The 19,059-nt window shown below is 70.2% G+C and carries 22 protein-coding genes; 11 read left to right on the forward strand and 11 right to left on the reverse strand.

Going from position 1 to position 19,059, the window contains the following annotated elements; translation table 11 throughout:
* Nucleotides 1-3: 3 nt before the first annotated feature.
* Nucleotides 4-981, forward strand: a complete 978-nt coding sequence (locus tag LOZ83_RS28840) for a nucleoside hydrolase (protein ID WP_236794865.1) — start codon at nt 4-6, stop codon at nt 979-981.
* Here the strand turns inward: LOZ83_RS28840 and LOZ83_RS28845 are convergent.
* Nucleotides 953-2,434: a plasmid pRiA4b ORF-3 family protein gene (locus LOZ83_RS28845; protein WP_236794866.1), complete on the reverse strand. Its 1,482-nt coding sequence runs from the start codon at nt 2,432-2,434 to the stop codon at nt 953-955. The two genes, LOZ83_RS28840 and LOZ83_RS28845, sit on opposite strands and share 29 nt — an antisense overlap.
* A gap of 175 nt (nt 2,435-2,609) precedes the next feature.
* On the opposite strand from LOZ83_RS28845, the gene LOZ83_RS28850 reads away from it, so the two are divergent.
* Together LOZ83_RS28850 and LOZ83_RS28855 are read left to right on the forward strand one after the other, a co-directional pair.
* Nucleotides 2,610-3,137, forward strand: a complete 528-nt coding sequence (locus LOZ83_RS28850) for a GNAT family N-acetyltransferase (RefSeq protein ID WP_236794867.1) — start codon at nt 2,610-2,612, stop codon at nt 3,135-3,137.
* Nucleotides 3,119-3,892, forward strand: coding sequence for an alpha/beta fold hydrolase (locus LOZ83_RS28855; protein WP_236794868.1), 774 nt, complete (start codon nt 3,119-3,121; stop codon nt 3,890-3,892). The genes LOZ83_RS28850 and LOZ83_RS28855 overlap by 19 nt, the downstream gene beginning before the upstream one ends.
* On the opposite strand, the gene LOZ83_RS28860 is transcribed toward LOZ83_RS28855, so the two are convergent.
* Complete coding sequence (locus tag LOZ83_RS28860; protein ID WP_236794869.1) at nt 3,889-4,530, reverse strand: helix-turn-helix domain-containing protein; 642 nt, start codon at nt 4,528-4,530, stop codon at nt 3,889-3,891. The two genes, LOZ83_RS28855 and LOZ83_RS28860, sit on opposite strands and share 4 nt — an antisense overlap.
* A gap of 42 nt (nt 4,531-4,572) precedes the next feature.
* Here LOZ83_RS28860 and LOZ83_RS28865 point away from each other — a divergent pair, with 42 nt between their 5' ends.
* Together LOZ83_RS28865 and LOZ83_RS28870 are read left to right on the forward strand one after the other, a co-directional pair.
* Nucleotides 4,573-5,073 (forward strand): pyridoxamine 5'-phosphate oxidase family protein, encoded by a 501-nt coding sequence (locus tag LOZ83_RS28865; RefSeq protein ID WP_236794870.1) that lies wholly within the window; start codon nt 4,573-4,575, stop codon nt 5,071-5,073.
* A complete protein-coding gene (locus LOZ83_RS28870; protein ID WP_236794871.1) occupies nt 5,070-5,717 on the forward strand; it encodes an alpha/beta fold hydrolase in 648 nt (215 codons plus the stop codon). The genes LOZ83_RS28865 and LOZ83_RS28870 overlap by 4 nt, the downstream gene beginning before the upstream one ends.
* Here LOZ83_RS28870 and LOZ83_RS28875 read toward each other — a convergent pair.
* Nucleotides 5,714-7,198, reverse strand: a complete 1,485-nt coding sequence (locus tag LOZ83_RS28875) for an aldehyde dehydrogenase (RefSeq protein WP_236794872.1) — start codon at nt 7,196-7,198, stop codon at nt 5,714-5,716. The two genes, LOZ83_RS28870 and LOZ83_RS28875, sit on opposite strands and share 4 nt — an antisense overlap.
* 148 nt (nt 7,199-7,346) lie before the next feature.
* Here LOZ83_RS28875 and LOZ83_RS28880 point away from each other — a divergent pair, with 148 nt between their 5' ends.
* Nucleotides 7,347-8,780 carry an aldehyde dehydrogenase family protein gene (locus tag LOZ83_RS28880; RefSeq protein ID WP_236794873.1) on the forward strand — a complete coding sequence of 478 codons (1,434 nt, stop codon included), beginning with the start codon at nt 7,347-7,349 and terminating at the stop codon, nt 8,778-8,780.
* On the opposite strand, the gene LOZ83_RS28885 is transcribed toward LOZ83_RS28880, so the two are convergent.
* From LOZ83_RS28885 to LOZ83_RS28900, 4 genes are all read right to left on the reverse strand, one after another.
* Nucleotides 8,746-9,279 (reverse strand): PadR family transcriptional regulator, encoded by a 534-nt coding sequence (locus LOZ83_RS28885; RefSeq protein ID WP_236794874.1) that lies wholly within the window; start codon nt 9,277-9,279, stop codon nt 8,746-8,748. The two genes, LOZ83_RS28880 and LOZ83_RS28885, sit on opposite strands and share 35 nt — an antisense overlap.
* 19 nt (nt 9,280-9,298) lie before the next feature.
* A complete protein-coding gene (locus LOZ83_RS28890; protein ID WP_236794875.1) occupies nt 9,299-9,718 on the reverse strand; it encodes a molybdopterin-binding protein in 420 nt (139 codons plus the stop codon).
* Between the two features lie 37 nt (nt 9,719-9,755).
* On the reverse strand, nt 9,756-10,622 hold the full coding sequence (locus LOZ83_RS28895) for a hypothetical protein (RefSeq protein ID WP_236794876.1): 867 nt from the start codon (nt 10,620-10,622) through the stop codon (nt 9,756-9,758).
* A 256-nt stretch (nt 10,623-10,878) separates the two neighbouring features.
* The gene (locus LOZ83_RS28900) at nt 10,879-11,142 is read right to left on the reverse strand and encodes a DUF2277 family protein (protein ID WP_236794877.1); all 264 of its coding nucleotides are present in this window, start codon (nt 11,140-11,142) and stop codon (nt 10,879-10,881) included.
* Between the two features lie 70 nt (nt 11,143-11,212).
* On the opposite strand from LOZ83_RS28900, the gene LOZ83_RS28905 reads away from it, so the two are divergent.
* The 5 genes from LOZ83_RS28905 to LOZ83_RS28925 are packed head-to-tail and all read left to right on the forward strand — an operon-like array spanning nt 11,213 to nt 14,546.
* Nucleotides 11,213-11,668: a MarR family transcriptional regulator gene (locus LOZ83_RS28905; protein WP_308190325.1), complete on the forward strand. Its 456-nt coding sequence runs from the start codon at nt 11,213-11,215 to the stop codon at nt 11,666-11,668.
* Nucleotides 11,661-12,473 carry an ABC transporter ATP-binding protein gene (locus LOZ83_RS28910; RefSeq protein ID WP_236794878.1) on the forward strand — a complete coding sequence of 271 codons (813 nt, stop codon included), beginning with the start codon at nt 11,661-11,663 and terminating at the stop codon, nt 12,471-12,473. Before LOZ83_RS28905 ends, LOZ83_RS28910 begins: the two co-directional genes overlap by 8 nt.
* Nucleotides 12,433-13,254 (forward strand): ABC transporter permease, encoded by an 822-nt coding sequence (locus LOZ83_RS28915; protein ID WP_236794879.1) that lies wholly within the window; start codon nt 12,433-12,435, stop codon nt 13,252-13,254. Before LOZ83_RS28910 ends, LOZ83_RS28915 begins: the two co-directional genes overlap by 41 nt.
* 59 nt (nt 13,255-13,313) lie before the next feature.
* Nucleotides 13,314-13,781, forward strand: a complete 468-nt coding sequence (locus tag LOZ83_RS28920; protein ID WP_236794880.1) for a DUF4383 domain-containing protein — start codon at nt 13,314-13,316, stop codon at nt 13,779-13,781.
* A 24-nt stretch (nt 13,782-13,805) separates the two neighbouring features.
* On the forward strand, nt 13,806-14,546 hold the full coding sequence (locus LOZ83_RS28925; RefSeq protein ID WP_236794881.1) for an SDR family NAD(P)-dependent oxidoreductase: 741 nt from the start codon (nt 13,806-13,808) through the stop codon (nt 14,544-14,546).
* On the opposite strand, the gene LOZ83_RS28930 is transcribed toward LOZ83_RS28925, so the two are convergent.
* The 4 genes from LOZ83_RS28930 to LOZ83_RS28945 form a co-directional block, all read right to left on the reverse strand.
* Nucleotides 14,500-15,900: an MFS transporter gene (locus LOZ83_RS28930; RefSeq protein WP_236794882.1), complete on the reverse strand. Its 1,401-nt coding sequence runs from the start codon at nt 15,898-15,900 to the stop codon at nt 14,500-14,502. The genes LOZ83_RS28925 and LOZ83_RS28930 overlap by 47 nt on opposite strands.
* Before the next feature lie 43 nt (nt 15,901-15,943).
* Nucleotides 15,944-16,330, reverse strand: a complete 387-nt coding sequence (locus LOZ83_RS28935; protein ID WP_236794883.1) for an aconitase X swivel domain-containing protein — start codon at nt 16,328-16,330, stop codon at nt 15,944-15,946.
* Between the two features lie 20 nt (nt 16,331-16,350).
* Nucleotides 16,351-17,622: an aconitase X catalytic domain-containing protein gene (locus LOZ83_RS28940; RefSeq protein ID WP_236794884.1), complete on the reverse strand. Its 1,272-nt coding sequence runs from the start codon at nt 17,620-17,622 to the stop codon at nt 16,351-16,353.
* Nucleotides 17,623-17,717: 95 nt separating this feature from the next.
* Entirely contained in the window at nt 17,718-19,004 is a 1,287-nt protein-coding gene (locus tag LOZ83_RS28945; RefSeq protein WP_236794885.1) for an FAD-dependent oxidoreductase, read from the reverse strand.
* Between the last annotated feature and the right edge of the window lie 55 nt (nt 19,005-19,059).

A 19,059-nucleotide genomic window follows, 5' to 3' on the forward strand; every position in this document is an offset into this window, starting at 1 on the left:
AGTATGCCGAGGAAACTCATCATCGACACGGACCCGGGCGTGGACGACGCGTTCGCGATCTCGCTCGCCGCGCTGAGCGAGGACGTCGACCTGCTCGGCGTGACAACGGTCTTCGGCAACGTCCCGTTGGAGAACACCACGCGCAACGCCCTGCGCGTGCTGCAGTTGTGCGGCCGCGCCGACGTCCCGGTCGCGGCCGGTGCGCACCGCCCGCTGGTGCATCCGCAGATCGCCCGCGCCGGACACGTGCACGGCATGGACGGGCTCTCCGGCCGGTCCGCCGCGCTGCCCGAGCCGGAGCGCGAACTCGAGCCCGGCGGCGCGGTCGGGTTGCTGGTTTCCTTGCTGGAAGCGGCGGACGAGCCCGTGACGATCACGCCGATCGGGCCGATGACCAACATCGCCCTGCTGCTCGCCGCGCACCCGCACGTCAAGCCGAAGATCGACCGGATCGTGCTGATGGGCGGCGGGGTCGACCGCGGCAACAGCACGGCCGCGGCGGAGTTCAACATCTGGAGCGACCCGGAGGCGGCCCGGCGGGTGCTCGTCGAAGAGGACGTGCCGTGCGTGATGGTGCCCCTCGACCTGACCTACCGGTGCGCCGTCGACACCGCGTGGCTGGGAAAGCTCGCCTCGACCGGCCCGATCGGCGCCGCGCTCGAAGCGCTCACCCCGGACTACCTCGCCTCCTACCGGCGCGCGCTCGGCTGGGACGGGATCGTGCTGCACGACGCGGTCGCGGTGGCCGAAGCGATCAGCCCCGGCATCCTGCGCACCGAGTCGTACCCGATCGAGGTCGACACGACGTTCGGGCCTGGGCGCGGCGCCACCCTCGTCGACCGCCGGCTGCCCGGCATGCGCGGCGAAGGTGAGGGCGCGACCGCCCAGGGCGCCGTTCAGGTCGCGGTGGATACCGACGTGAACGGCCTTGGGGAGTTCGTGCTAGGCCGGCTCACGAGGCCCACGGCTGCGGCATCCTGAGCCGGGCGAGCTGCCGGTCCACCTCCGTGTCCTGCACTGACACGCAGGCCGGGTAGCGCACGCCGGGGTCGGGGTCGACGATCTTCTCGCACGTCACCCGGTACTCCCACGGCTGCGCGAGGTCGTAGGCGTAGGTGAGCCCGTTACCGGGCCGCGGGAACACTTTGGACAGTCGCAACTCGTGCTCGTCCCGGTGATCAGCCAAGCCGTAGAAGGGATCCGAGTAGCGGGCACCGTCCACTTCGAACGCGTGCAGCTCGTCGCCCCGGTGACCGGTGACGATCCGGATGACGTGGTGCAGCGTGCCGAGCGTGGTCCCGGCCGGCACCAGCACCCGCCACCAGTCCTCGCCGCGCGCGATCTTCAGCTGCTGCACGCGCACCCGGAAGTTCGCCGTGGTCAGCGCGCCGTGCAGCGCGCGGGCGCCGGGATGATCACTGTCTTCGAGCACGGCCAGCCCACCGCTGTCGCGGACGTAGTGAAACGCGTCCTCAAGACCACGCCGGGCCCGCGCGGCCAGCGCGTACTCGGTGATCAGCCAGCGGCGTTGCGCGCCGTCGACGCCACGCCCTTCGCCCCAGCTCTTCAGCGCGGCCATCGCGTGCGCGCGCAAGTTCTTGTACCGCAAGCAGTTCCGCCACGCGGGAAGCGCTTCCCCGCCGAACCCGGCGACCACGTCGACGGCCGCGACCCGCTCGACCGGTGCCGCGTATTCCGCCGCGTACAGCAGTTGCGCCGCGCCGTAGACCGGGCGGCGGTCATCGAACCAGCGCAGCGCGAGCCGCCAGGCCTCGTCCTCCGGCAAGGGCGCGAGCCGGGCGAGCATTTCGGCCGCGGGCAGGTCCGGCGTGACGGACTCGGGCGCGCGGGCCTCGAACTTCTCGTGTGCCCAGCGGCCGAGCGCGGTCAGCTGCTTTTCCTTGTCCAGCGCGCCGAAAATGGTCAGCAGGGTGACCGCGTCGGCGACCGGCAACTCCCCGGTCTGCCGGAAGGATTTGTAGGCGGTCCCGGCGTCCTCGTACTCGGCGACGATGTCGGCTACGGATTCCAGCGGGGTCTCGTCGGCCGCGGCGGTGAGCACCGCCCGGCAGAGGGTGCACGCGCCGCGGCGGTCCCGGTCGTGCGACTCGGCGGCGAGCACCGCGTCCAGCCCGGTCAGCCACAGCTGCGCCGGGTCACCGTCCACTTCGCACGCGACCGCCTTCGCGGTGCCGACCTCGATCAGCCCGGCGGCCTCCGCGGCGACCCACGGCCAGTGGATCGGCGGCACGTCCGCGGCGGTGCGGACCTTCGCGGGCACCTGCACGCCGAGCGCGGCCGCGGCGGCCGGCAGCTGCGAGGGCTTCAGAACCCCTTTGGCCGTAACGGGTTTACCCCGACCGACCCAGTGCTTGAGCTTGATCGCGTGCGACAGCCCCCGGCCGGCCAAGGTCGAGATCTGGGACGTCGTCACGCGGAGAGATTAGGCCGGGGCCGATTTTCGCCGATCAGCGGGTTGAGGTGGCCGCCGGTATTGATCATGAACGCCGGAATGCGTGAATGCGCGATCGCATTGTGTGAAGGCGTTCGGTTCGTGCTCGCTTGACACAACCGCCGTCACGGACAAGCGTCTTTTCGTAATGGCAGAGATGCGAGTGGAACCAGCGCGGGCAGCCGACGCCGACGACATTCTCGCCGTGCACATCGCCGCCCGGAGCAGCTACTACCGCGGATTCCAGGCGGAGGAGGTCACGGCGCGGCAGAACACGCGCGATCCCGAGTTGTACGCGGGCATCATCCGCCGGCGGGACCGGGTGGTGCGGGTCGCGCGACTCGGCGAGGAGGTGGTCGGGTTCCTGATGATCGGGCCCTGTTACTACCCCGAACCGGACCCCGCTGTCACGTCGGAGCTGTACCAGATCCACGTGCAGCCGGATTTCTTCCGCCGCGGCATCGGCACGGCGTTGCACGACGAGGCGGTCTCGGTGTGGCAAGCGGCCGGGGTCGCCGTCGCGCGCTTGTGGGTCTGGGACTTCAACACGCGGGCGCAGGCCTTTTACCACGCGCGCGGCTGGGTGCAGGATGGGCGGCACCCGCCGGGCGGGCCGGTGATCGGCGAACACCGGATGCTCGGCTACGTACTGGACCTGGGGAACGTGTGCGCGGTGAACGACTGAACGACGGGTTGTCCGTGACGACGACCGGCAGTGGGCCGCCGCTGGTCGTCCTGCCCGGCTTGGGGCAGGGTGCGGACCTGTCCGTGCGGGTGCCGCGTTCGGTGGCCCGGTCGAGCACCATGCTCGCCACCGGTTTCCACCGCACGGTTCACACGATCCACCGTCCGCCGCACCCGCCCGCGGGGATGACGATCGCCGATCTGGCGGGCTGGCATGCGACCGCGCTGCGGGAACGGTTCGGGGAGCCGGTGGACGTCATGGGCACCTCGGCGGGTGGAGTCACGGCCCTTCAGCTGGTGCTGGACCATCCGGGAACCGTGCGGCGCCTGGCACTCTGCACCGCCGCGAGCCGGATCGGCGAGGACGGTCTGCGTGGGCTTCTGCGACTGGTGGGGCGGGAGCGCGAAGGACGCTCCGGCGCCTGGCTCGGCAGCGGGCTGATCGCGCACGGTCCGGTGCGCGTGCTGGCCGCAACCACGTTCGGCCTGGCCGGGCGCGCGCCACGCGCCCCTGGTGAGGCGGCGCTCGTCGAGGCCGCCCGGGGCTGGGACGTGACCGGGCGGCTCGGTGAGATCCGCGTGCCCGCACTGGTGGTGGGCGGGAGCCGGGACCGGATCGTGCCGCCCGGCCTGTTGCGCGCCACCGCGTCCGGTATCCCGGGGGCGCGCCTGGTGCTGCTACGCGGCCGGGGGCATTTCACCGCACTGCTCGATCCACGGCTGGGGTCGGCGATCAGGACCTTCCTCGACGGCTAGAGCGGCTCCGGCCGCGGAAAGCACTTCACGAACCGCTCGAACACCGCCCGCTTGCCGATCAGCCGCAGGTCGCCGTCACGCTCGGCAGCGGTGCTCTCGCGCCCACCGAAAACCAAGGCGCGCAACATTTTCGCGGCCATCTCGGCGACGACGTCCGGCCGTTCGGCGGCGCCTCTCGCGACCTCCAGCCGCCCGTCGACCGCCACCACGTGGAAGACATCGCCGTCGAAATTCAGTTCGCAGTCGAAGTCCGGCCCCGGCACGTAGGTGGTCTTCAGCGCGAGCATCAGCGCGTCGATGCTCAGCTCCGGTCCGGGCTTGAACGACGTGCGGCTGCCCCACCGGCCCAGCTCGATGAGCACCGGCTCCAGCGCGGCGCCCCGCTCGGTCAGCTCGTAGGCGCGCGCGCTCGCGGGCGGGCCGAGTTTGCGCGTGCGGATCAGACCGGCCTGGTCGAGGTCGCGAAGCCGCTGGGACAGCACGTTCTGGCTGATGCCGGGCAGGCCGCGCACCAGGTCGGTGAACCGCTTCGCGCCGAACAGCAGCTCGCGCACGACGAGCAGCGTCCACCGCTCACCCACCAGGTCCAGGGCCCGGGCGACCCCGCACGGATCGTCATAACTACGCACGCTCCGCATTGTAGCTTGCCTTTTAGGAGTATCTACTCCTAGATTAGGAGCATGACGACAGACACACTTCCCCAGGGCGATCTCCGGCTGCTCGAATCCGACATCGCCCGGAACATGCTGAACTCGACCGAACTGGCCCGCCTCGCCTACGTCGCGCCGGACGGCACGCCGCGGGTGTTCCCGATGCTTTTCCGCTGGAACGGCGAGGAAGTCGTGTTCGCGGCTTTCGCCGGCACGGCCAAGCTGACGGCGCTGCGGGCGCGTCCGGACGTCGCGATCACGATCGACGTCGCGGGCCCGCCGCCCCAGGTGCTGCTCGTGCGCGGCCGCGCGGAGGTGACCTATTTCGACGGCGTCGCACCCGACTACGCCGCCATGCAGGAGCGGTACTTCGGGCCGGAACAGGCCGCCGCCGGTCTCGCGGAGATCGACAAGCCCGGCCTCCGCATGGCCCGGATCGCCATCCGGCCGGCGTGGGTCGGCACCTTCGACTTCATGACCCGCTTCCCGGGTGGCCTCAGCGCCGAAGAGTTCGCGCGGCGCGGGCAATGAGCACGTTCGTCCTCATCCCCGGCGCGGGCGGGCAGGCGTGGTACTGGCACCGCGTGGTGCCCGAACTCGAAGCCCGTGGTCACGATGCGATTGCCGTGGACCTGCCTGCGGGTGACGATTCCGCCGGACTGGCCGAGTACGCCGACGTCGTGGTCGACGCGATCGGCGACCGGTCGGGCCTCGTTCTGGTGGCGCAGTCGATGGGCGGATTCACCGCACCGATGGTGTGCGAACGCGTGCCGGCCGACCTGCTGGTCCTGGTGAACGCGATGACCCCGCGCCCCGGCGAGTCACCGGGCGAATGGTGGGCGAACACGGGCCACGACCAGCTGATCGAGAACTTCGACCTGCTGGAGTTCTTCTTCCACGACGTGCCGCCCGAGGTCACCGCGGAGGCGATGGCCGCGGGTGAAGTGCCCCAGTCAGGCACGCCGTTCGCGAAGCCGTGGCCGCTGGCGAAATGGCCGGACGTGCGCACGAAGTTCTTGCAGGGCAGCGACGACCGGTTCTTCCCACCGGACTTCCAACGGCCGCTCGTGCGCGAACGGCTCGGCCTGGAGCTGGACGAGATGCCGGGCGGGCACCTCGTCGCGTTGAGCCGCCCGAAGGACCTCGCCGAACGGCTCGTGAATTATCTCGGCTAGGCGTAGTCGGCGGGACGACCGTCCAGGATCACGGTTTTGGTCTCCAGGAACGGAAGCAGCCCTTCGAGACCGCCCTCGCGGCCGATGCCCGACTGCTTGAACCCGCCGAACGCGATGCCGAAGTCGGTGCGCATCGCGTTGTGGCCGACGGTGCCGGAACGCAGCTGCCGCGCGACAGCGCGGGCACGGTCGAGATCAGGGGTGAACACCGACGCGTTGAGCCCGTAGACCGTGTCGTTGGCGAGCGCCACGGCGTGGGCCTCGTCGTCGGCGGGGATCACGGTGAGCACCGGCCCGAAGATCTCCTCCTGCGCGATGGTCGAGGAGTTGTCCACGTTGCCGAACACGGTGGGCTCGATGAACCAGCCCCGGTCGAGGTCCGCCGGGCGGCCGCCGCCGGTGGCCAGCACCGCGCCGTCCGCGATGCCCTTCGCGATGTAGCCCTCGACCCGGTCCCGCTGCCGGCGCGCGGCGAGCGGGCCCATCTGTGTCCGCTCGTCGAACGGGTCACCGACGCGCACTTGGGAGAACGTGCCGGCGAGCGCCTCGACGAGCTCGTCGTGCCGGTTGCGCGTCACGACGATCCGGGTCAGCGACGAGCAGACCTGCCCGGACAGGAAGCATTCCGCGCTCGACAGCGTGCCCGCCGCGGCTGCGAGGTCCGCGTCGTCGAGGATCACCGCGGCCGACTTGCCGCCGAGTTCGAGGGTGCAGCGCGCGATCCGTTCCCCGCACAGCGAAGCGATCCGCCGCCCGGCCGCGGTCGAGCCGGTGAAGGTGATCTTGTCCACGCGCGGGTCGCGGACCAGCAGCTCGGACACCTCGCGGTCGGCGGTGACGACGTTGAGCACACCCGCCGGCAACCCCACCGCCTCGGCGATCTCGGCCACCAGGTAGCCCTCGCCCGGCGCCTCCGGCGAGCATTTCAGGACGACGGTGCAGCCGGCCAGCAGCGCGGGCGCGATCTTGTAGGTGATCAGGCTCATCGGCGCGTTCCACGGGATGATCGCGCCGACGACCCCGACCGGCTCGCGGACGAGCAGCCCGAACTCGCCGACGGTCGGCTGCGCCGGCTCCTCGAACGGGTAGGTGTCGGCGAGACCCGCGTAGAACTCGAACGTGCGCGCCGCGTTCTTCCCGCCGCCGCGCGCGATCGCATGCAGCACACCGGATTCCCGTGGCCAGATCTGGCCGATGTCCGCGGTCCGCTCGCGCAGGCCCGCCGCGATCGCCCGGAGGTACTCGGCGCGCTGGGCATGCGTCAGCCGTGGCCACGGTCCTTCGTCGAAGGCCTCGCGCGCGGCACCCACGGCCCGCGACATGTCGGGCGCCTGCGCCTCGGCGACCCGGAAGAACAGCTCCTCGGTCGTGGAATCGGTCACCTCGATCGTCGAGTCGGACGAAGGCTCGACCCACTTGCCGCCGATGAAGAACCGATCCGCGTTACGCAGCGGGGCCTTGAGGTCGTCCGCCAGGCTCATTCGTGGCCTCCCGATCGTGGACACTAGTCACAGTGTTACTAGCCTAGCCTAAAAGAGGGTACCGAAGCCGAGCAAGCGACAATTGTCGATGCGCGCCCGGAATCGATGTCCTGTTGTGCCACAGCGAAATCGGGCTCATCGTGACGTCATGGAGATGACCCTGCTCATCAATGGCGAAGAGCGGACCTGCGCCGGTTCGTTCGAGGTTCACGATCCCGCGCGCGAAGGGGAAATCGTCGGACAGGCCGCTGCCGCGTCGGCCGCCGACGCCGAAGACGCGGTCGGCGCCGCGCAGGCCGCATGGCCCGCCTGGGCCGCGTTGTCCGCCACCGAGCGCGCCCAGCTCGCGCTGAAAGCGCTCGACGGCCTGGATGCCGACACCGGCGAGATCGCCGAGATTCTCTCGCGGGAGAACGGGAAAGTCCGCTTCGAAGCGGAACTCGACCTGCAGGGCTTCCTCGGCCGGTTCCACCAGGCGGCCGCGTTCGCGCCCGCGCTCGACGAACCCGGGCGGATCGACGGCCCGCCGTTCGCGACCACCATCGAGCACGTCCCTGCCGGCGTGGTCACGATCATCGTCCCGTTCAACTGGCCGCTCGCGATTCTGGCGGCGAGCCTGCCGTATGCGTTGATGGCGGGGAACACCGTCGTCGTGAAGCCGCCGCCGACCACGCCGCTTTCGATGGTGCGGACGCTGCGGCAGGTCGCGCTCGCGCTGCCGCCCGGTGTGCTGAACGTCGTCACCGGCGCCGACGAGGTGGTCGGTCCGGTCGTGGTCGGGGACCCGCGCGTCAAACATGTGTGCTTCACCGGCAGCGTCGGCGCCGGCCGCCGGATCATGGCGATGGCGACGCCGAACCTGACCCGGGTCACGCTGGAACTCGGCGGCAACGACCCCGCGATCGTGCTCGGCGACGCCGTCCTCGACGAGGCCGCGCTCGGCCGCCTCGCGTCCGCGACGTTCATGACCACGGGCCAGGTGTGCATGGCGGTCAAGCGGCTCTACGTGCCGCGCCGCCGGTTCGACGAGGTCGTGTCCGGGCTGCGGACGGTGCTGGCGGGCACGCGGGTCGGCTGCGGCCTGGACCCCGGCGTGACGATGGGGCCGCTGCACACCCGCCGTCAGCGCGATTTCGTCGTCGAACTCCGTGACGAGGCAAGGAATGCCGGCGCCGAGGTGACCGAGTTCGGCGAGTACGCCGGCACGGACGGGCACGACGGGCACTACCTGCTGCCCGCGCTCGTCCTCGATCCGCCGCGCGACACGAGGATCGTCACGGAGGAGCAGTTCGGCCCCGTGCTGCCGGTACTCCCCTACGACGACGAAGCCGAGGCTGTCGCGCAGGCGAACGACACGTGGTCGGGACTGTGCTCGTCGGTCTGGTCCGGCGACACCGAGCACGCCATGGCGGTCGCGAAGCAGCTGCGCACCGGGGTCACGTTCTTCAACAACCACAGCGCGACCGCGGTCGACGAGCGCGCCCCGTTCGGCGGGTTCAACCAGAGCGGCCTTGGCCGGGAACTCGGCATGGAAGGACTGCTGGAATTCACCGAGACGCACGTCCTGAGCGTGCCGAGCTGAGCAGCTCCGCCACGAAGCCGAGCGCTGCTTGCGCGCTGCTGTGCCGCCATGCCGTGAGCACCGTGGCGAAACCCTCGCCGTGCCGGCGTTCCGCGGCCAGCGCGGCGACGATCGGCAGCAGGATGTCATGCTGGCTCCGCAGCATGGCGCGCGGGTCGAGCCCGAGCCGGTCCAGCAGCGCGAGCTTCATCAGCAGGACCGAACGGAAGTCGCGGACGTGCTCGACCGGCCGCCGCAGCCAGGCGTCGACCTCCCGGCGGCCGGTCTTCGTCAGCGCGAACACTGTCCTTTGTGGACCCGAAGCGGCCTTGACGGACGCCGGTGCGATCAGCGCTTCGGACTCCAGGCGGCCCAGCGCGCGGTAGATCATCGGGCGGGGAATGTGCCAGACCCGGCCGAGCTCACCATCCGGGCCGGTCAGCGCGGCGATGGCGAAGCCGTGCCGCGGCTCCTCGCGCAGCAGCGCGAGGACCGTCCACTCGGCCAGCCCCCATTCCATGCGGTGCAGCGTAGAGACCTCAGCCGGCGCTGAGCGAGACCTCGGTCGACTTGACGAGCGCGACCACCGAGGCGCCTTCGGAAAGCCCCAGCTCGGTCGCCGCGTCCTTGGTGATCGCCGCGGTCAGTTCGCCGCCGTCGACCGCGATCTTCACCGTGGCCATGGCGCCGCCGGTGGCGACCGCGGCCACCCGGCCGGGCAGCTGGTTGCGGATGCTGATGCCCGGCACCGGGCCGGTGGCCACGGACACCTCGGTCGACTTGATCAGCACCCGCACCGCGGCCCCTTCCGCGATGCCGAGGTCCTCGACCGCCTCGCGGGTGATCGCGGCGGTGATCTCCTGCCCGCCGGCCAGCCGCGTCCGGACGGTCGCCATCACCTCACCGGTGGTGACCGCGGTGACGGTGCCGTCGAACTGGTTGCGGATGCTCAGGCTCATGGCCCGGACTGTAATCGCCCGGCCGCCGCGCCGCAGCTCAGCCGGCCTGCAGTGTCACCACGCCGGAAACGTAGCGCCCGCCCTTAACGTCACCGTCGGGCACCAGGCGGGGCCGATCCAGCGGCACCCCATCCTCCACAGTGGACAGCAGCAGCGGGCGGCCGCCGGCCTTGGCCTCGCCGAGCGTGACGGCCGCGCCGTAGCCGTCATCGCCGACGGCGACCACGGAAGTGTCCGGCAGGGGCGGGATTCCCGCGACGAGCAGGACCGTGCTCAGTGCCGGGCCGGTTTCGTCGTGGGTCTCCGAGGCGGTGCCCGCGAGGAAGCTGACGTGCACGGTCCGGGCGGGCAGGCGGGCCAGCAGCCAGCCGGGCAGGGTGACCGTCCGATGCGGCCCGATAATCCGGACGGCGCCCGGTGCGACGTCCGCGGCGCTCGCCGTGGAGACGCTGACCCGGACCGCGGTGACGTCGGTCAGGCTGCGACTCCGGTCGCGGTCACCCGGCACGATGAGCCCGATCTTGTTGCCGGGCAAGGAGAACAGCACGGCGGGGTGGTTGCCGAACGCCGGGTCCAGCTCGCCGAGCGCGAACGTCGTGGACTGCCCGTGGCCGCCGGTGACGCGGACGAGCGCGCGCAGGGACGTGTTCTTGCCCGGCGGCAGGATCGGCGCGGCCTTGGTGACGACCGCGTAGAGGCTGGTGCCGGTGACCGTGCGCGGGGAGTTGGTGACGGGATAGCTGGTTTCGCCCAGCTGGGCGAGATCGGCCGCCGTGTAGTCGGCGGGTGCGCTCACCTGGCCGCCGACGTCGACCGTCGCGGTGGCGGCCGCGGCCGCGGGGACACCGGTGAACAGCAGCACGGCGCCGACGCCGATCGCCGTCAGGGAGCGGAACCAAGCCATGGCCGCACACTACCGGCGCCGGACCCGCGAAAACAGCGCGAATTCCGCGAACGCCCCGCACCCGCGGCGCAATCCCCCGCCCCGCTCCGCGAGTCCGACCCCGCGCGGCGGCGAGTCCGACCCCCGCGACACCGAGTCCGACACCCGCGACGGCGAGTCAGACATTCACGACACCGAGTCCGACCCGCGCGACGCCGAGTCCGACATTCAAGACAGCGAACCCGACCCCGCGGCGCGGCCGCGGGGCGGCGGGGACTCAGCGGGCCATGCGTGCCCGGACCTCGGGCCGCCGCAGCGGTGGCACCGTGGCCGGCGGATTGCGGCGGGCGGGCAGCTCACTGAGCAGCCGCGTGGTCACGGCGGCGATCTCGGCGACCGCGGCCTCGAAAGGATCGCGGGTCGCGTCGGTGAGGGTCTGCACGCCGGTCACCTTGCGCGCGTACTGACGTGCGGCGGCCTCGATCTCCTCCGCCGTCGCGGCCGGCTCGAGGCCGCGCAGGACCGTGATGTTTCGGCACATGCGTCCGAGCGTACTTCCCACACGAAGCTGAGCCTTGCTAATAGCTCCTATTGAGAGCTATATTCACGACGTGGACCACACGTCACTCGCCGAGAGCCTGATGGCGGCGATCGCCGGACTGCGCCGCCGGGTCCGGCGACGCGTCGCCGCTCAGGCCGGGCTCGAGCCGCCGATGCGCGCGGCGCAGATCGAGCTGCTCCGCGCGGTCGAGAAGGAGCCGGGCATCGGCGTCGCCGCCGCGGCGCGAAACCTCCACCTGGCGGGCAACTCCGTCAGCACACTGGTCAACCAGCTCGTCGAGACCGGGATGCTGCACCGCCACATCGACTCGGCGGACCGGCGCGCGGTCCGGCTCGAGCTGACCCCCGCCGCACACGAGCGGCTCACCACCTGGCGGCGCACGAGAACCGAGTACGTGGCGGGCAAGCTCGCCGAACTGTCCGAAGTGGACCGAGACGCCATCGCCGGCGCGCTGCCCGCGTTCGGCCGCCTGCTGACCGCCATCGAGGAGGACGGACATGACTGACCTCGACAGCCGGCAACCACCGGCCATCCGCTGTACCGGTATCCGGCACGCCTTCGGCGACAAGGTCGCGGTCGACGGGATCGACCTGGAGATCCCCACCGGGCAGGTGTTCGGCCTGCTCGGCCCGAACGGCGCCGGCAAGACCACGACCATCCGCATGATCACCACACTGCTCCCGGTCACCCAGGGCACCGTCGAGGTGTTCGGCCTCGACGTCAAACGCCGGATGGCCGTGCGCCGGCTCATCGGCTATGTCCCGCAACAACTTTCGGCAGACGGCACGCTCACCGGCCGGGAGAACGTCGCCCTCTTCGCGCGGCTTTTCGACGTGCCGAGACGGCAGCGCAACGAGCGTGTCGCCGAGGTGCTCGACGCCGTCGGGCTCACCGACGACGCGGACCGCCAGGCGTCCGGCTACTCGGGCGGCATGATCCGCCGCCTCGAACTCGCGCAGGCGCTGGTCAGCTCACCGCACCTGCTGATCCTCGACGAGCCCACGATCGGCCTCGACCCGGTCGCGCGCTCGAACGTCTGGCAGCGCATCGAGCAGATCCGCGCCGAGACCGGCATGACCGTGCTGGTCACCACCCACTACATGGACGAGGCCGAGCAGTACTGCGAACGCATCGCCCTGATGCACCGCGGCCGGATCCGCGCGCTCGGCACGCCAGCCGAACTCGAAGCCGAGCTCGGCCCCGAGTCCACATTGGACGACGTGTTCCGCGCCGTGACCGGCGACCAGCTCGACGAAGGAGGGATCCGCGATGTCCGCGCCGCTCGCCGCACCGCCCGTCGCCTGGGCTAACCCCGGACCGCTCGGGCAGCTCCGCCTGCTGCTGTCCCGGGTCGGCACGATGTGCCTGGTAGAACTGCAGAAGCTGCGCCGGGACCGGTCGGAGCTGGTGACCCGGGCGATCCAGCCCGCGCTGTGGCTGCTGATCTTCGGCGAGACGTTCACCCGGATCCGGGCGATCCCGACCGGGAACATCCCGTACCTGGACTACCTCGCACCCGGCATTCTCGCCCAGTCGGCACTGTTCATCGCGATCTTCTACGGCATCCAGATCATCTGGGAACGCGACGCCGGCGTGCTCGCGAAACTCCTCGTCACGCCGACGCCCCGCGCGGCTTTGGTGGCGGGCAAGGCTTTCGCGGCCGGGTTGCGCGCGCTCGTGCAGGCGGTGATGGTGCTGATCCTGGCCGCGATACTCGGCGTGGGGCTGACCGCGAACCCGCTCAAGCTCATCGCGATGGCCATCGCGCTCGTGCTCGGTTCGGCGTTCTTCTGCTGTCTGTCCATTGTGATCGCCGGGCTCGTGCTGTCCCGCGAACGGCTCATGGGCATCGGCCAGGCGATCACGATGCCGCTGTTCTTCGCCTCCAACGCGCTCTATCCGGTCGACATCATGCCCGGCTGGCTGCGGGTGCTCAACCACATCAACCCGCTCAGCTACGAGGTCGAGCTCCTGCGCGGACTGCTGATCGGCACCCCCGCCCGGTACGGGCTGTGCTTCGGGGTGCTCGTCGGCACGCTGGCGGTCGCGGTCGCCGTGGCCTCGGCGCTGCTGGGCCGGCTGGCACGCTGAGGTTTGGCGCGGTCACGGCCCGGGTACTCCCCGGCCCCACGAACAAAGGGGACGGGAGCATGGCCACTTCGAATGACATCCGGGTCCAGGGATTGCAACCGGTGCAGGTCCTCGCGGGGCTGGTGGGCCTGGTTTACCTGGTGTTCGGCATTTTCGGCCTCATCCGCACGGGGTTCGGCAATTTCGCCGGGCAGCATGACGTGCTGGTGTTCGGCTTCATGATCAACCCGATGCACGCCGTGGTGAACGTGGTGGCCGGGGCGCTGGGCCTGGTGATGGCGCTAAGCTCCGGCCTCGCCCGCACCTACGGCTGGATCCTGTTCATCGGTTTCGGGCTGCTCGGGGTCTGGGGCCTGATGATCACCGGGCTGATCACGTCGAACCCCCTGTCGGGCTGGGGCAACCCGCTCAACCTCAACGACAACGACAACTGGCTGCACCTCGGGACCGCGGTGGTGGGCCTCATCATCGCGATCCTCCCGGCACGCAAACGCCTGCATGCCCCGACGCCGTCGCCCGCGCACTGACGCGGTGATGGCAGACTACTCCGCGTGAGCGGAACGGTTCTGGTGCTGGGCGGACGTAGTGAGATCGGCCTCGCGGTCGCGCAACGGCTCGTGGAGCCCGGCCGCACGATCGTGCTCGCCGCCCGGCGCAGCGACGACCTCGACGAGCAGGAAGCCTTGCTGCGCAAGGCGGGCGCCGAAAACGTCGCACGCGTCGAGTTCGACGCGGACGACCTCGCGCGGCACCGGCCCGTGCTGGACGACGTGATCGCCCGGCACGGGCCGCTCGACGTCGTGGTCGTGGCGTTCGGCATCCTCGGCAACCAGCAGCGCGCCGAGACCGACGCCGCGCACGCCGCGGCCGTCGTGCACACCGACTATCTCGCGCATGTGCACGTGCTCACCGAGATCGTGAACGTGCTGCGCGCGCAGGAGCACGGCCGGATCGTGGTGTTCTCCTCCGTCGCCGGTGTCCGCGTGCGCAAGGCCAACTACGTGTACGGCTCGGCGAAGGCCGGGCTGGACGGGTTCGCGAGCGGCCTCGCCGACACCCTGCACGGCGGCCCGGTCCGGCTTCTCCTTGTCCGGCCGGGCTTCGTGATCGGCCGGATGACCGAAGGCATGACACCGGCACCGTTCTCCAGCACCCCCGACCAGGTCGCCGACGCGACCGTCGCGGCGTTGCGGCGCGGGCGCGGCGAGGTGTGGGTCCCCGCCGTGCTCCGCCCCGTCTACTTCGTCATGCGACTGCTTCCTCGGATCGTGTGGCGCCGGCTGCCGCGCTGACCGGGGCGAGCGCGCCGTCCGCGTCCGGTGGCAGCCGCTTCTGCACCCGGCCGAGCGCGAACAGCAACCCGCACATCACCAGCGGGAACAGCGCGAACACGAAGAACGTGCCGCGCGCGCCGATGCCGCCGTCCATGATCACGCCGGCCAGCCACGGCCCGAGCATCGCGCCGAGCTTCGCGACCGAGGTCGCCCACGCGCCGCCGTTCGCGCGGATCGCGGGCCGGTAGAAGATGCTCGAAATGCTGTGCATGCCGCCGTGCCCGCCGATGATGAACACGTGCGCGACCAGCAGCACCACGATGTAGAGAGCCGGTCCCAGCGGCGCGAGCCCGATCAGCAGCAGGCACGGCACCCCGAGCAGCGGCATGAACGCGATGGTGCCCGCGCCGCGCTTGTCGATGAACCGGCCGATCAGCAGCTGCCCGGCCGCACCCGCGACCGACGCGCAGGCCGCGATCGTGGCGGCCGCCGCGGTCGAGAAACCCAGGCGCTCGTTGAGGATCGGACCCCAGAACGCGAGGTAGAACACCACCGCCGAGGAACAGATGTAGGCGATCCAGAGCAGCGTGGTGATGGCGCGGAGCTTGTCGGAGAACAGCTGCACCGGGTTGAACCGCTTCTTGTCCACCAGCCCCGCGACGAACCGGGTGCCCTCGGCGAACTTCAGCGACGGATCGATGCGGCGCAGGATCTTCGCGATGCGGTCCTGCTTGATGTCCTTCTGTGCCAGGAACTTCACCGATTCCGGCAGCACGAGCACCACCGGGATCACCGCCAGCAGTGACGCCACGCCACCGGCCACGAACACCGATTCCCAGCCATAGCGCGGGATCAGCACGTTGGACACCGGTCCCCCGGCGGCACTGCCGAGGCTGTAGCCGATCATGATGATCACCACGGAGGTGGACCGGAACCGGGCCGGCGCGAACTCGGTGTTGAGTGCCCAGGCCAGCGGCAGCATCCCGCCCAGGAACAGCCCGGCGACGAACCGCAGCACCGCGAGCTGGGTGTAGTCCTGGGCGAACACGAACACGATCATGAAGATGCCGAACCCGATGGTCGCCACCATGATCGACGGGCGGCGGCCGAGCCGGTCACCGAGATACCCGAGACCGAGGCCGCCGATCAGGGTGCCGAGCAGGCCGATGGTGCCGAGCGTGCCGAGCTGGGTGTCGGTCAGGTGGTAGGCGCTCTTGATGTAGCGGCCGGCGAACGACAGGATCTGCAGGTCGAAGCCGTCGAGGAAGGTGATGGCCCAGGACACCGCGAACAGGCTGATCCAGAACCTGCCCGCGCGTTGTCGTTCGATGATCGGATAGACGTCCACGGTCGGTGCGGTCGGCGAAGCCACTGGTCACACTCCTTTGTGCGGCAAGACTTGTAGCGAAAAACGGCTACTCGGCCGGTTTGATCTCGACGATGCCCGCGCCGGCGTCGACGCGGACCCAGTCCCCGCAGGAGATCACCTCCACCGGGTCACGGTCGAACCCCGTCATGCTCGGCACGCGCGTGACGACGGCGCCCAGCGCGACCTTCGTGGTGATGTTCGTGAACAGCATCGCGAGCGGCGCGGTGCCCGCGAGGCGCGTGCTCTGGAAGAACCCGGACCAGCCCGAAGATCCTTTGGCGCCGGGGAAAACCAGGATCTTGCCGGTGAAACACACGCCGAACAGCTCGTGCCGCCGCTCGATGATCACGCCCTTCGCGGGATCGATCCCGCCCCAGCCGGAGATGGTCTCGTGCGACACGAGCGCCTCGCCCTCGGCGATCCCCGGGACCACTTTCCTGCCGTGTAAGAGAATCACAGTTCCCCCGTCCAGCGGCCGGTGACCGCGGCGTTGACGCAGTCTTCGAGCGTGCCGAACCAGGCCTCGATGCCGAGGATCGCGGGCAGGTAGTGCGCTTGCTTCGCTGAGTCGGTCGCGAACACCTTCGTCCCGGGCGGGGCCGAGCGGGACATCGCCGGGCACGAGTCCGACAGCACGCGCCCGCCCGCCTTTTCGATGATCTCCGTGTACCCACTGCGATCCGCGACGACCTTGAGCGCCCGCGGCACCATCAGCCACAGCTGCGCCTTGAGCTTTCGCCCGTCCAAAGCCCTTGCCGCGCGCCAGATCTGGTCGATCGACGCGTGCGGGCACCCGAGCAGCACGAAGTCGACGGCGGTGTTGTCGCCCTGGGAGTTCAGCAGCTCGTACATCCGCCGACGCTCGGCTTGTCCATAGTGGACCGACTCGGGAAGCTTCGCCGAACCGAACGCCGCTTCGACCGTCGGCGCTTCCGGGGTGACACCGGGGATGTGGTACATCTCGACACCACCGCTGGACGCCGCCGCGGCGCCGAAATGCTTGAGGTCCACCAGTTCCGGCTGCCCGAAGTCGCCGACGATCACCGGCCGCTCCTCCTGCACGAGGTCGCCCGCGAAGTAGCCGAGCATGCCCCAGTCCAGGAAGCTCTTGACCGGCACCCGCACGTCGATCAGGTGCGTGCCGCGGCGGTTTTCCTCATGATGGTTGCCCCAGCAGGGAATCTTGCCGGTGACGCTCGCGGCCCCGGTGGACGCGCCGCCCTCGCAGTTCGTGCGCGCGCCGAGTACCGAATTGGCGTAGACGACGGCGGAGGACTCCATCCACGCGATGTGTTCGCCGCGCACGGGCAGGTTCCCCACCTGATACGGCGTGCAGGTGGCGAGGATGTTGACGCCTTTGCGGCCGTAGAAGGATTCCGCGTCGGACTGCAGCTCGACATACTGCTTCGGGTACGGCGCGATGCCCACCGAGTCGTCGCTGAACCCGTGTTGCAGCTGGCAGGTCGGGACCTTCATCCCCGGAACCTCGAACTCCTCGTCGGAATCGAGATTGATCACCGCGTACGCCTTGTCCCAGCCGTATTCGGCCACCAGCTTGGCCTTCGCGGGCGACGGCTGGGTCATCGTGCCGGCCACGTTTCGGGTGTCGCACAACCGTTCGCAGTCCAGCGCTTCGCCGTAGCGCACGAGCAGATCCATCGCGGCGGCCACGGCGGGGCCTTCAGCGCCGTCGCGCATGGCCTTCTCGTCGTCCGTCAGTTTCATGCCGGCATCTCCCTTTCCGCCAGGATCACGATTCCGGTCACCGTGAGCAAGAAGACATTCGTCGCGTGTCCATATCGGACAGTCCGAGCACGCGCTCAGTCCAGGTTCGCCGCGAGCCGGTCGTGCAGGTCGCCCGGCCGGACGTCGTGCACGCTCTCCTTGCCCGCGAGGTCGAGCGCGTGCGCGGCCCCCGCACCCATCGCGGCGCACGGACCCATCACGCGGATGCTCGACAGCGCCGCGGCGTCGCCGTCGACACAGCGGCCCGCCGCGACGAGGTTGTGCACGTCCGGCGGGAGCATGCTGCGCAACGGCACGTAGTGCACGTGCTCGGCCTCGAACAACTCCCAGACGTAGCCCTCGGGCCGGTCGTGCAGTTCGATCGGCCAGGCCGTGCGGGCGACCGAGTCGTCGAAGCGGTGGCCGGTGCGCACCTCGTCCAAGGTCAGCTGGTGCGACGCCGCGAGCCACCGCGTCTGGCGGCGGCCCGGAAAGCCGTAAGCGCGCACTTTGGCCTCACCAAAGGCTTTCGGGTACTCCGTGCGCAGGAAACGCACGACGCGGTCGGCTTGCGCCTTGCCCTCCAGTTGCGCGTCGGACGCCTCGACGGGATCCAGCGGCGCCTCGATATGCGTCATGTTCATGACCGCGGTGTTGCGGCCCGGGAAGAAGAACGCGAGCCCGTCATGCCGCATCAGGCCGTATTCCGCGGCCTTCTCGTCGACGCGCGCGGCGAGTTCCGTCGCCTCCGGCTTATGGGTTTCGTCGAGGTGCTCCAGGATGATCTGCTGCGAGCCGTAGATCGTGCGCTCGGGGATGCGGCACGGCAGCCCGGCCTCCCACGCGAGCGCGGCGTCACCGGTCGAGTCGACGAACCCGGTCGCGCGCACGGACAGATTGCCGTAGCGGGAAGCGAACGACACCGACTCGACCCGGCCGTCGTACACCTCGACCTGTTGAATGACGGCGCCGAGAACGACCCTGATGCCCAGCTTGCGGATCCGCTCCTCGATCCAGCGGCCGAGCACGACCTCGTCGTACTGCACGGTCATCGTGTGGCCGCGGTTGAAATGCAGGTCCCCGGTCGGCCCCAGGTCGGCGAAGATCTCGTCGAATATCCCGTGGGTGAGCTGCCGGTAGTCCGGCGCGTTGCCGAACACCCCGCAGAACAGGCCGATCAGCGAGTTCACCATCTGCCCGCCCAGCACCGGCAGCGAGTCGACCAGCACGACGTCACGCCCGAGCTTCGCGCTCTCGATGGCCGCGGACGTCCCGGCGACCCCGGCGCCGACGATGCACACGTCGGCGGTGATCTCGTGCACCGGCGCCCGCGCCGGCTTACGGACGGTCCGGACCTGAAGCTGGGTAAGCGGGTGGGGCATCGACGCTCCTGTCAGCGGTGACCGGTATCACGTCGACCCTAAAAACCGTTGTGCC

This window comes from Amycolatopsis sp. GM8 (assembly GCF_021653975.1).
Lineage (GTDB): Bacteria > Actinomycetota > Actinomycetes > Mycobacteriales > Pseudonocardiaceae > Amycolatopsis_E.

Bases quoted from the DNA above. Each gene is read 5' to 3' on its own strand.
- LOZ83_RS28860 (WP_236794869.1), bottom strand. From the start codon at position 4,530: ATGCGGAGCGTGCGTAGTTATGACGATCCGTGCGGGGTCGCCCGGGCC.
- LOZ83_RS28945 (WP_236794885.1), bottom strand. From the start codon at position 19,004: ATGCCCCACCCGCTTACCCAGCTTCAGGTCCGGACCGTCCGTAAGCCG.
- LOZ83_RS28840 (WP_236794865.1), top strand. From the start codon at position 4: ATGCCGAGGAAACTCATCATCGACACGGACCCGGGCGTGGACGACGCG.
- LOZ83_RS28850 (WP_236794867.1), top strand. From the start codon at position 2,610: ATGCGAGTGGAACCAGCGCGGGCAGCCGACGCCGACGACATTCTCGCC.
- LOZ83_RS28910 (WP_236794878.1), top strand. From the start codon at position 11,661: ATGACTGACCTCGACAGCCGGCAACCACCGGCCATCCGCTGTACCGGT.
- LOZ83_RS28920 (WP_236794880.1), top strand. From the start codon at position 13,314: ATGGCCACTTCGAATGACATCCGGGTCCAGGGATTGCAACCGGTGCAG.
- LOZ83_RS28915 (WP_236794879.1), top strand. From the start codon at position 12,433: ATGTCCGCGCCGCTCGCCGCACCGCCCGTCGCCTGGGCTAACCCCGGA.
- LOZ83_RS28875 (WP_236794872.1), bottom strand. From the start codon at position 7,198: ATGAGCCTGGCGGACGACCTCAAGGCCCCGCTGCGTAACGCGGATCGG.
- LOZ83_RS28890 (WP_236794875.1), bottom strand. From the start codon at position 9,718: ATGAGCCTGAGCATCCGCAACCAGTTCGACGGCACCGTCACCGCGGTC.
- LOZ83_RS28880 (WP_236794873.1), top strand. From the start codon at position 7,347: ATGGAGATGACCCTGCTCATCAATGGCGAAGAGCGGACCTGCGCCGGT.
- LOZ83_RS28885 (WP_236794874.1), bottom strand. From the start codon at position 9,279: ATGGAATGGGGGCTGGCCGAGTGGACGGTCCTCGCGCTGCTGCGCGAG.
- LOZ83_RS28895 (WP_236794876.1), bottom strand. From the start codon at position 10,622: ATGGCTTGGTTCCGCTCCCTGACGGCGATCGGCGTCGGCGCCGTGCTG.
- LOZ83_RS28900 (WP_236794877.1), bottom strand. From the start codon at position 11,142: ATGTGCCGAAACATCACGGTCCTGCGCGGCCTCGAGCCGGCCGCGACG.
- LOZ83_RS28940 (WP_236794884.1), bottom strand. From the start codon at position 17,622: ATGAAACTGACGGACGACGAGAAGGCCATGCGCGACGGCGCTGAAGGC.
- LOZ83_RS28870 (WP_236794871.1), top strand. From the start codon at position 5,070: ATGAGCACGTTCGTCCTCATCCCCGGCGCGGGCGGGCAGGCGTGGTAC.
- LOZ83_RS28865 (WP_236794870.1), top strand. From the start codon at position 4,573: ATGACGACAGACACACTTCCCCAGGGCGATCTCCGGCTGCTCGAATCC.